The organism is Promicromonospora xylanilytica (assembly GCF_054782895.1).
In genome coordinates, this window is record NZ_BAAGRP010000056.1 from 1 (window position 1) to 10799 (window position 10799).

General features: G+C 67.9%; 9 protein-coding genes. 3 read left to right on the top strand and 6 right to left on the bottom strand.

Going from position 1 to position 10799, the window contains the following annotated elements; genetic code table 11:
* Positions 1 to 158: 158 nt before the first annotated feature.
* The 4 genes from ACYVK7_RS17995 to ACYVK7_RS18010 form a co-directional block, all read right to left on the bottom strand.
* Entirely contained in the window at positions 159 to 701 is a 543-nt protein-coding gene (locus tag ACYVK7_RS17995) for a hypothetical protein (protein WP_460889087.1), read from the bottom strand.
* A 6-nt stretch (positions 702 to 707) separates the two neighbouring features.
* Complete coding sequence (locus ACYVK7_RS18000) at positions 708 to 1757, bottom strand: AAA family ATPase (RefSeq protein ID WP_460889088.1); 1050 nt, start codon at positions 1755 to 1757, stop codon at positions 708 to 710.
* Between the two features lie 372 nt (positions 1758 to 2129).
* Entirely contained in the window at positions 2130 to 3032 is a 903-nt protein-coding gene (locus tag ACYVK7_RS18005) for a hypothetical protein (RefSeq protein ID WP_460889089.1), read from the bottom strand.
* Between the two features lie 180 nt (positions 3033 to 3212).
* A complete protein-coding gene (locus tag ACYVK7_RS18010; protein ID WP_460889090.1) occupies positions 3213 to 3809 on the bottom strand; it encodes a recombinase family protein in 597 nt (198 codons plus the stop codon).
* A 214-nt stretch (positions 3810 to 4023) separates the two neighbouring features.
* On the opposite strand from ACYVK7_RS18010, the gene tyrS reads away from it, so the two are divergent.
* Positions 4024 to 5292 (top strand): tyrosine--tRNA ligase, encoded by a 1269-nt coding sequence (gene tyrS, locus ACYVK7_RS18015; RefSeq protein WP_460889095.1) that lies wholly within the window; start codon positions 4024 to 4026, stop codon positions 5290 to 5292.
* 64 nt (positions 5293 to 5356) lie between these two features.
* On the opposite strand, the gene ACYVK7_RS18020 is transcribed toward tyrS, so the two are convergent.
* Positions 5357 to 7183 carry a substrate-binding domain-containing protein gene (locus ACYVK7_RS18020; protein WP_460889091.1) on the bottom strand — a complete coding sequence of 609 codons (1827 nt, stop codon included), beginning with the start codon at positions 7181 to 7183 and terminating at the stop codon, positions 5357 to 5359.
* Positions 7170 to 7862 (bottom strand): DUF6313 family protein, encoded by a 693-nt coding sequence (locus tag ACYVK7_RS18025; RefSeq protein WP_460889092.1) that lies wholly within the window; start codon positions 7860 to 7862, stop codon positions 7170 to 7172. Before ACYVK7_RS18025 ends, ACYVK7_RS18020 begins: the two co-directional genes overlap by 14 nt.
* Before the next feature lie 187 nt (positions 7863 to 8049).
* Between ACYVK7_RS18025 and ACYVK7_RS18030 the strand changes: the two genes are divergently transcribed.
* Both ACYVK7_RS18030 and glmS read left to right on the top strand, forming a co-directional pair.
* A complete protein-coding gene (locus tag ACYVK7_RS18030; RefSeq protein ID WP_460889093.1) occupies positions 8050 to 8313 on the top strand; it encodes a hypothetical protein in 264 nt (87 codons plus the stop codon).
* Between the two features lie 32 nt (positions 8314 to 8345).
* Positions 8346 to 10169 carry a glutamine--fructose-6-phosphate transaminase (isomerizing) gene (glmS, locus tag ACYVK7_RS18035; RefSeq protein ID WP_460889094.1) on the top strand — a complete coding sequence of 608 codons (1824 nt, stop codon included), beginning with the start codon at positions 8346 to 8348 and terminating at the stop codon, positions 10167 to 10169.
* Positions 10170 to 10799: the final 630 nt, after the last annotated feature.

A 10799-nucleotide genomic window follows, 5' to 3' on the forward strand; every position in this document is an offset into this window, starting at 1 on the left:
CCCGACCACCGATCCCGATCACGGCGTGTCGAGGGTGTCGAGGGTGTCGAGGCGACCTTAGTGCCGGCGGCATGGATTCAGACGGTCAAGTGCGAACTTTCGTCTACGCCGGGGCATGGGGCGTCCTGCTGCCGAGCTCTGCTTCCGGGGCCTGGAGATCAGCGGTCCGCGTGCAGCGGACGCGTTGCCGGATCGCGCCGGGCGGTCCACGGTGTCGCCGGGCTTGGCGCAAGCGTCGAGGTGACATGGGCTTTGTGGAGTCCGAGGGCCTTCTGGGCGCGACGGAGTTTGTCGAGCAGGGGCATGAGGACGGGCTCAATTTCTTTCGCGCCGCGTCCCCCGTCCCTGACATCGACATGGAGCGCCAGGTGGATCCGTGCGCTCCCCGAGCAGGCGATCGCTAGATCTCGTGCGGTGCTGTCGGAGTCGGCCCTCGCGAGGGCATAGAGCAGAGCCATCGTGCCTGCCGCCTTTGTACCGGCGACTACCGCCAGGTCGTTCGGCTCGTGAGCGCCCGGGTAGGTGTAGTCCTTCATCTCGATGAGCCAGAGTTCGTCGCCGTTGAGGGCGACGACGTCGCATCCTCGAATGCCGAGCCAGGTCGTCCTCTTGAACTGGGGTAGCTCGTCGAAGAGCTGGGTACGCCATCCGGCTGGGAACGTGAAGTACGTGCCGTCAATGAGCATTTCAGTCATGGTCACGCGCCATCACCAGGCGAGGTAGCGGCTGGCCTGCTCGGCTTCAGCCTCCAGCGCGGCGACGAACTCGATCTCGTCGAGGTCATTGCTCGTCTGTGCTGTTACCTCGGCCAGAGCCCCGTCTACGGTGTCGTCATGGCGCCGAGTGAGTCCGATATAGCGGGTCTCGATGTCGTCGGCGGACATCTGCAGCTCCCGCAGCAAGAACATGCTGTGAGTCGCGACAAATACCTGAGAACCTTGCGAGGCCAGCTCGATGAGGGTGCTCGCCACGGCCTTCTGCGAGGCGGGATTGAGATTCGCTTCTGGTTCGTCCCAGAACAGATATCCGCCTTCCAGGAGGACACCCGAGGCGATGAGCCTGACGATCATCGCGAGCTTTCGGTGTCCCTCAGCGAGGAGCGGGGCCTCAAGATTGCCGATCCCGGGCTGGCTGAGAAAGAAACGCCCACCCTTCTCGAAGACGGAACCGCCTTGGAGGATGTCGGAGAAAGGTTCAAGAAGCGCGTTCGCTCGCTGTCCACGAGGGCCGCGTAGGGCAGGCCGCAGCAGGAGGTCGACCGTGTCCTTCCAGGTCTCTTCGAAGCTCGTCTCTCTCGTGTTGTACAGCGCGACGAAGGCGGCTCCGAGCGAGAGTAGTTCGTTCGGCGGGAGGAAGACTGGCTCGTCCTCGAGGGGCCGGTTCGGCACGCTGGAGACGCTGACCTCTCGCTTCGCCTTCGAGGAGAAAGAGAACTCGAGCGGCTCACCGATCCCGGTGTACTTGATCCTGACATTTGCCGCGCCCGTCCCGCGAATCCGACGCGAGAGCCGACCGAGTGACTCGGGCCGAAAGGCACCGGTCAGCTTGGAGGCGATCGTGGTGCCAAGATCTCGCTTCGTCAGGGCCCCAGCCGTGGAAAGCGACTTCGTGCCGGCGTAGAGCAATTTGAGGAGCTGAGACTTGCCCGTCGCGTTGTCGCCGACGATGACGTTCAATCCCGGTGAGAGCTGCAGGCCGATCTTGCCGAACGGGCCGAAGTCGGACGCATCGAGGTGAGCCAGCGGGTGTTTCGCCATGCGCAGAGTCTAGGTGTCCGCTCCCGTGTGAACGGGGATTTCCTGCTCGGCCGTGGCAGATGAACTAGGCGGCATGGCTGTCGTGGCACCCTTCGGGGAGGTGATCGCCCTTTCAGCTGTCGATGAGGATGTAGGCCGAGTCGCCCACCGCGGCAACCGAGACCTTCAGGTCGGAGAAGACGCGCTGCTCGGGCCTGTCCCGTTTCACCAAACGCACCGCGCACTACCGCACCGAGCTCACGCTCGCCGCGATCGTCCTCTGGCTCCGCGATTCACCGGACACGCCCTGGGATCATGGCGCCCGTGAGATCAGCCATGCCCGGCTGCTGCGCATCACCGAGAAGGAAGAGCAGGAAGCACGGCCAGCGCAGTTCAGTCCAGTTCGTCGAGCTTCCGGCGGAGCCGGTCTGCTTGTGCCTCGGCTCGTTCAAGGCGCTCGGTGATCAGTTGCCGCTCGGTCTTGGCGGGCGCCTGGGGTTTCGGCGGTGGCACGAGCCAGCCGATCCGCTGATAGCCCTCGATCTGCTGGGCACGGGGGCACGTCCAGCATGCCTGTTCGGGTTCCGGTCTCGGCCAGCGTAGGTCGAGCATCTTGCGCGTTTGGGCTCGTTCGATCCGTTTCTTCGCGGAGTCGTCTAGGTCTCGGGACCAGTAGTCCTTGAGCTCGGCTCGCATTTCCTTGGCGCGCTTTACCGTGATCAGCCTCGGCCCGTGCTCGGGAGTCCAGTCGACATCGGTCACGACGTGGTCGTAGTGATGACCGCAGGCAAGACGGACGCGCCAGAACCTCGAGCTGTGCGGCTTGTCGTGACGGATCACCTCCCAGAGATCTGGTTCGTACCCGTGTTTCGGCTCTACAGGGTCGGCGTCGAACTCGACGACCTTGCTCGAGACCCACTCAAGAATCCCCCGGTACTGCCGGGGTTCGTCACTGTGAGACTCGTCCCGGCACCACATCTCGCCTGGATTGAGCTCAGTCTGCGTCAGTGGGTCCTGGAACCGTTTCTGATCGGGGAAGCGCTGGGGGCCGTACGTCATCGTCTCGGTGACGTGGCCGCATGAGAGTGCGACCTTCCATCGGTAGAGCTTCTTCAGGTCGGGCAGCAAGATCTCGGCCAGCACAGGCGGATCGATCCTCGGTCGTACCTCGGCAAGGTGTGCCTCGACCTCCGCGAGAACCTCCCGGCGTTGGCGCACCGGTCCAGCCACACGCCGAAGAAGACTGCCTTCAGGAAGCGGCTGCGCAGGTGCGGCAGTGGTGCTCGTCGAGGTCACCTGGTCAGCCTCATCGGCCTGTCACGGTGGCGCAACCGATCTCGGGCTCGATCGCCGTGACGAAGACCGCCCAGCTCGCGGACGACGCTCATTGCAGGATCAGCGCCACGGTAGTAGCCCGGCGCCCAACTGCAGCCTGGAAACGTCGGCCGGTCATGAGGCCAACTGGGCAGGACGATGTCAGGTTCCGTCATCGAAGACGGAGGACGCCCGCCGTCGGTGTTCTTCCTGGGTGAGGAAGTTGTGCACGGTCCCGACCGAGACGTCCATCGAGTGTGCAATGGCGCGAAGTGACTCGCCGTGCTTGCGGCGCCCCAGGATGTCGGCGCGCTTGTCGTCGTCGAGCACTGTCCGTCGACCTCCAACGGCGCCATGTCCGCGTGCTGCCAGTAGGCCATTCTTGATCTTCCGGCTGAGGAGTTGGCGGTGGGCCTCGGCGATGTCGCGACCCAGGTCCAGGATGGGTGAACGTCCGGTGTGGTCGCCGGCAGCGATGCCCTCGAGCACCCTGACAGCGACTCCCTGTTCGACCAGGTCGTTCAGCACGTCGAAGCCGTTGATCGTGCTCGACGCGAGGTGACTGGCCTTCTTGACCACAAGCAGGTCGCCTGGACGTAGACGGTCCAGTGCGGCTAGGAGCTGGGGGCGGTTCCGGACCAGTCGTCTTCGGCTGGCGGTCTCCTCGAAGACACGTGCGCAGATCGGGTCCAGCACGTCGTACTGACGCCTGACATCGCCGGCGTCGTCGGTCACCCGTGCCAGGCCGATGAGAACCATCGTGTTCTGCCCCCCGCGAGATGCGTCCGTGAACCAGGGCTCGACAGTACTCACTGGCGACGCTCATGACTCGACAGCAGGGACGATAAGGACGAACCGGGGCGCACGGGATGAACTGCATAGTTTGTTGAACGCGCCAGTTGCGGGGCACCTGTGCTACGACGGATGAATGCGCTGGTAGCGCAGGTGCGGGCGGCCTTGATGGGGCCTGAGGCTGCGGTGTCACGGGCGGAGCCGGAGCACTTGTGCGTTTCAGGAGGGGCCCGACCACACGACCGACGAGGCCGCGCTGCGTTCTGCACTGTCGGAGGGCACCGTGGACTATTACGTGGGCTTCGACCCCACGGCTCCCTCGCTGCACATCGGCAACCTGGTGCAGGTCCTGACCGCGCGCCGCCTGCAGGACGCCGGCCACCGCCCGTACCTGCTGGTCGGGGGAGCGACGGGTCTCATCGGTGACCCGCGCGACTCGGGCGAGCGCACCCTCAACTCGCCGGAGACCGTCGCGAGCTGGGTGGAGCGCATCCGCGCGCAGATCGAGCCGCACCTGTCCTTCGAGGGCGACAACGCCGCGCGCATGGTGAACAACCTGGACTGGACCGGCCCGATGACGGCCATCGAGTTCCTGCGCGACATCGGCAAGCACTTCCGCCTGGGCACCATGCTGTCGAAGGACATCGTGGCGCGCAGGCTGAGCTCGGACGAGGGCATCAGCTTCACCGAGTTCAGTTACCAGGTGCTCCAGGGCATGGACTACCGCGAGCTGTACCGGCGCCACGGCATCACGCTCCAGCTCGGCGGCAACGACCAGTGGGGCAACCTGCTGGCCGGCGTCGAGCTGCTCCGCAAGGCCGAGGGCGTGAGCGCCCACGCGCTCACCACACCGCTGATCACCAAGGCCGACGGCACCAAGTTCGGCAAGTCGGAGGGCGGCTCCGTCTGGCTCGACCCGGAGATGACGAGCCCGTACGCGTTCTACCAGTTCTGGCTCAACCAGGCCGACGCCGACGTGGTGAACTACCTCAAGGTGTTCACCTTCCGCAGCCGTGAGGACATCGCGGAGCTCGAGCGCGAGGTGGCCGAGCGGCCTTTCGCGCGCGAGGCACAGAAGGCGCTCGCGGGCGACGTCACCACCCTGGTGCACGGCGCCGATGCCACCGAGGCGGTCATCACCGCGAGCCAGGCGCTGTTCGGACGTGGCGCGCTCGACGAGCTGGACGGGCGGACGCTCGCCGGGGCGGTCGCCGAGCTGCCCCGGGTGACGGCCAAGGCCGGCGACCTGGTCGTCGACCTGCTCGCGGGTTCGGGGATCGTCGCGTCCAAGGGCGAAGCCCGCCGCGCGGTCAAGGAGGGCGGCGCGTACGTGAACAACGTCAAGGTCACCGCCGAGGACCAGGCCCTGACGGACGGGGACCTTCTGCACGGCAGGTTCGCGGTGCTGCGGCGAGGAAAGAAGACGCTGGCGGTCGCTGCGGCGGAGTAGCAGGGGGGCGCCGTCGAGCACACGGGGGCGGTCCCGCGGACCTGTGTCCGCGGGACCGCCCCCGTCAGTCCTGCTCGCAGAGCGGGGACACGTCGAGACAAGCGTAGTTGTTGAAGCGCTCCATGGTCGCCGTGGCCTTCGGGGAGAACAGGAAGTCCTTGAACGCCTCGGCGAGGGGAGTCGCGTCCGCGCCCTGGCGGCCGTATACGTACTCGACGGCCCAGAACTGGTAGCCGCGGTCCCGGATGTCGGTGAGCGACGCCTCGCGCCCCGCGAGGTCCACCTGCCGTACCCCGGTGGCCTGGTCGACCGTGTACAGGTCGGCGTACCCGATGGCGCCGTCCAGGTTCGCGATCTGGTCGATCAGGTCGCCCGTCGAGAACCGCTCGCACACGATCGGCGCGTCGTCGGGCTCGCCGGCTCGCCGGTGCCGGCAGTTGTCGGACGTGGGCGGTACCTGCGCGACCGGGTTGTCGCCGTCGACGCCCAGGACCTTGCGTTCGAGCGTCTGCCGCGTCCCTGAGCCGGGAGATCTGCCCACCACCCGGATCTCGGCGGTGTCGGCGGCGTTCCCTGTGATGTCGCTCCAGATCCGCGCCTCGCCGCCGAAGATCCTGCGGACGTCCACGAGCGACAGCGAGTCCACCGGGACGTCGTCGCTCCCCACCAGCGTGAACGGGACGATGGCCAGCGCCGTCGGCGTCAGCTCCTGAAATCTCGGCTCGTCGAACCGGCCGTCGGTCAGCGCCAGCCGTTCGGCGCCGGGGGGCGCGTCCAGCAGCCGTTCGAGCCCTTCGCCGCTGCCCGGGGTCGGCACGTCGACGGACGCCGTCGGACAGTAGGCCTCGTAGGTCACGGCCAGGGCGGACCCGGTCTCCCCGAAGGCCGTGGAACCCGCGACGGCCAGCGAGCCGGGCGCGCACGTCACCCCGTTCGGCAGCCTCGTGAACGGCGTGACGGTGTTGAGCAGCAGCACCACGGCGAGGATCCCGACGCCGATCGAGGACAGCCCACCCCAGACGAGGGTCTGCAGGGGGATCCTGTCCCGGCCCTGCACCGTGGTGATCCGGCCGTCCCGGAGGTCGCCCTCGACCTCGACGTCGTATGCCTTCCCGGCCTTGGTGCCGGACAGGACGATCACCAGCTTGAAGGAGTTGCCGGGCTCCAGCAGCGCGAAGTTCGGCAGGGTGACCAGGTCTCCGTCGATCACCTCCTTCGGCAGGGCACGCTCCAGATCCGGCGGCTCGAAGTCGGTGGCGTCGACGGACTTCACGGTCCGGCCGGGGAACCGGAGCGCAAGCGGGGACACGTAGTCGTCCAGGCCGATCGGCGCGCCGCCGGTGTTGGCGACCCGGACGACCACCACGCCGGGGTCGGCCACGTCGGCGCGTTCGGCGCCGACCAGCCGGACTGCTTCTCCGACGTCGACGGTGAACGGCACGTCGATGCGGACCCGGCAGGACAGCACGCGTTCACGCCGCGCTCGCCGATAGGACCAGTAGGTGAGGGCGGCGGTGACGAGGACCCCGGACAGCGTGGCGATGATGCCGACCGTGCTGATCGCAGCCTGGGCGGCCCATTCCCGTGCCAGGACGAGGACCACCGCCACGATCACCACCGCCACGGACAGCGCGATCCAGGCGAGCAGACGCCGCCGCGCCGCATCGCGCTCGCGGGGGTTGGCGTGGTTGATCACTGTGTTGGTCAGCAGGCGGGCACCGGCCGACGTCGACGGTTCGGCGCGTCTGGCTCTCTCGATCCGTCTGACGGCGTCGTTCGCCTGGTCGTCGATCCAGCCGGGAGCATCCCGCTGTTCCGGGTAGGCCTTCGCATACAGCTCCCGGGCGACGTCGGCGACACCCCCGGACCGGTTTCGCTCAGCTTCGGGCACCGCCGTCCTCCTTCGGCTTCATGTCGCGACAGATCGGGCACCGGCCGGACATCCCGTCCAGCACGTAGGAGGCCTCGCGCACGGCCTCGAGCATCACCTGCTTGGGCCCTCCGTCGTGGCCCAGGTGCAAGAACCTCTCGACGACGCGCTCCCAGTGATCCTGGGCCGTCGGCCAATCTCCTTCATGCCGCAGGGCGAACCGGACCCCGAAGTACTGCGGCACGTCGAAGTCGTGTCGGCTGTACTGCAGGGACGCGAGCAGGGGTATCGCCCCGATCCGACCGGTGCGCGGCTTGCCTCGAAGCTGCTGGATGTTCCGGTTGTCCGCCACATCAGTGACGACGTACCCGGCCACCGCGCCGGCGAAGCCCGTCACGACCAGCCAGCCGACGACGGACAGCGGCAGGGCCAGCCACGGGTAGCGGGTGTCCCAGGGCGAGGCGATCTGGAGCGTGAGGTCGTAGGCGGTCCTGCCGCCGACCGCCAGCACGTTGAGCAGGAACAGCACACCGAAGCCCACGACGATGTAGATGCCGCGGAACCGCAGCCAGTACTCGATCCCGGTGTAGCGGTGACGAGACCTGAGCCACCGGCGGATCCAGGCCAGGAGGGTTTCCTGGTTCGGTGGGTCGATGTCGTCCGGAGTGCCGTTCCCGGCGTGCTCGGTGCCCTTGGCCATCGACTCCGTCCCCGCGGTCGGTCGGTCACTGTCCGGCTCCCAGAGGGTAGGAGCTGTCCCCGGGGACCGGTCCCGGGCGGCGGGGTATCTCGACGTAGATGTCCTGCACGGAGGAAGCATCCCGCCTTCCTGCCCGATTTCGGGCAGGAAGTTGCCGTTCATGACCTGGCGCGCCAGGATCTCCGACATGAAGACGTCCTCAGACCTCGTCGAGCACGTCGCGGCGACCACAGGGCTCACGCCCGCCGAGGCGGCTCGAGTCGTCGGCGACGTCGTGGCGTACTTCGCCGCGCCGGTCGAGGACGTCGTCCGGCAGCGGCACGCCGAGCTGAAGACCTATGGGGCGAAGAACCCCGAGATCTTCGCGCGGATCGCCGAGGAGCTGGCGCACCGGGTCGTCGCGGCTCCGCGCCTCAGCGAGCGGCAGCTGCGCCGGATGATCTACGGCTGACCAGGTCGGCCCACTTTCCTGAAGGAGTACACATGTGCGGAATCGTCGGTTACGTCGGCGGCCAGAACGCGGCCCCGTTGCTCGTGGAGGCGCTCGGGCGGCTCGAGCACCGCGGGTACGACTCGGCGGGCGTCGCCGTCGTCGGGTCACGGACCCGCGTGGCCAAGCGCGCCGGGCGGGTCCGTGACCTCGCCGAGGTTCTGCCCAAGCGGATGCCCGGCCAGGTGGGTATCGGCCACACCCGCTGGGCGACGCACGGGCCGGCGACCGATCTGAACGCTCACCCGCACACCGACGCGAGCGGCGCGGTTGCGGTGGTGCACAACGGCATCGTCGACAACGCCGCGGCGCTCCGCGCGCGCCTCACGGACCAGGGCGTGCCGCTCGCGAGCGACACCGACTCCGAGGTGTTCGCCCACCTGGTCGCCGGCTCGTCGGCCGACACGCTGGAGGGCAAGGTCGTCGACGCGCTGGACGCCGTCGAGGGGACCTACGGGCTGGCCGTGGTGCACGCCGACTTCCCCGACCGGGTGGTGGTGGCGAGGAACGGCAGCCCGCTGCTGGTCGGGGTGGGGGACAAGGAGATGTTCGTGGCCTCCGACCTCGCCGCGCTCGTGCGCCACACCACCACGGTGGCGCACCTGGCCGACGGCGAGCTGGCGACCGTCACGGCGTCGGGCTTCACGACGTTCCGGCGCGACCTCACGCGCACCCAGACGACCGCCCGCGAGGTCGACGTCGACCCCAGCGCCTACGAACACGGGCTCGTGGACGGCCGCCCGCGCATGTACACGGAGATGCTCGAGCAGCCGGCCAGCGTGGAGCGCGCGCTGCGGGGCCGGCTCGACGAGCGCTTCGCCACGGCACACCTCGGCGGGCTCGAGATGGACGCCCGTGAGCTGCGTGCCATCCGGCGGGTCAAGATCCTGGGCTGCGGCTCCGCGTACTACGTGGGTCAGATGGGCGCGTCCCTCATCGAGGAGCTCGCCCGTGTCCCCGCCGACGCCGAGCCGGCGAGCGAGTTCCGCTACCGCAGCCCGGTGATCGAGCCGGACACCCTGTACGTGGCGGTGAGCCAGTCCGGGGAGACCATCGACACGCTGCTCGCGGTGGAGGAGATCCGCCGCAAGGGCGGCCGGGTGGTCGGCCTGGTCAACGTGGTCGGCTCCGCGATCGCACGCGCCTGCGACGGCGGCATCTACCTGCACGCGGGCCCCGAGATCGCCGTCGCCTCTACCAAGGCGCTCACCACGATGTTCGTGGGCTTCGCCCTGCTGGCCCTCCAGCTCGGCCGCGTGCGAGACCTCTCCGTCGCCGACGGGCGTCGGCTGGTGGCCGGCCTGCAGGGCCTACCCGGCCAGATCGAGCAGGTGCTGGCAGGCGAGGAGAAGATCGCGCGGGCCGCGTCGACGCTCGCGGCCGCGGAGAGCCTGTTCTTCGTCGGCAGGGTCCGCGGGTACCCGGTGGCGCGCGAGGGCGCGCAGAAGTTCAAGGAGATCAGCTACCGGCACGCGGAGGCCTACCAGATGTCCGAGCTGAAGCACGGGCCGTTGGCCCTCATCTCGCCGGAGGTGCCGACCGTCGCCGTCGTGCCCGACGACGAGCTGACCGACCGGAACGTGGCGGCGCTCCACGAGATCGCCGCCCGTGGTGGGCGCCTCGTCGTCGTCACGCACCCGGGCGTGGACCTGGGGGAGCTGCGGGCGGACCGGATCGACGTGCCGCGCAACGAACGAGAGCTCGACCCGGTGCTGCTCACGGTGCCGCTGCAGCTGCTGGCGTACCACGCGGCGCTCACCCTGGGGCACGACGTCGACAAGCCGCGGAACCTGGCGAAGTCCGTCACGGTGGAGTGATCGCGGATCCGTCAGGGCCGGGCCTGGGACAGGGCCAGAGCTCGGACGCATCGGCGGTATCAGGCCGTTGCGCGGGCGGTACGCACGCGGATTTTGCGTGTGCGCCCCAGGCTGTGTACTGTTCCGGTTGTTCGCCCGACAGGGAGGTACGGACAGGAAGCGCGAGAAGCGCGACTGGCCGGTCCCGGGGTGGAAACCAACCCAGATCTCGTAGTAGCCTAGTGCGCTCCGGAACTGGGTGGGGCTTGCACGATCACCTCACCAGTCAAGGATCCTGAACAGGGACCTTGCGCCGGGGAACGTGATAGGGTAAGTTACAGAGGTTGCCTCCGATCGAGGGTCATGCGGCTAGCGCCGCGACCTGATGGGAGGCGTCCCTACCTCGCCGACATCGCCAAATGTTCACGCTTTTGACGACGGCTAAAATGGGAACCGGAATTCATTCGGGCAGTCGAAGAATTCCCACGGCCAGCAGGCCGGCGGGGATTTGGAAAAGTCCGAAAGAGCCTGGTAAGTTTGAGGAACTGCCCCGGACAGGGAAGCGATCGGAAAGATTGCGGCTCTGACGGTGTGCGTCGGTTGTTTGAGAACTCAACAGTGTGCTTGATAGTCAATGCCAAAGTTTTAATC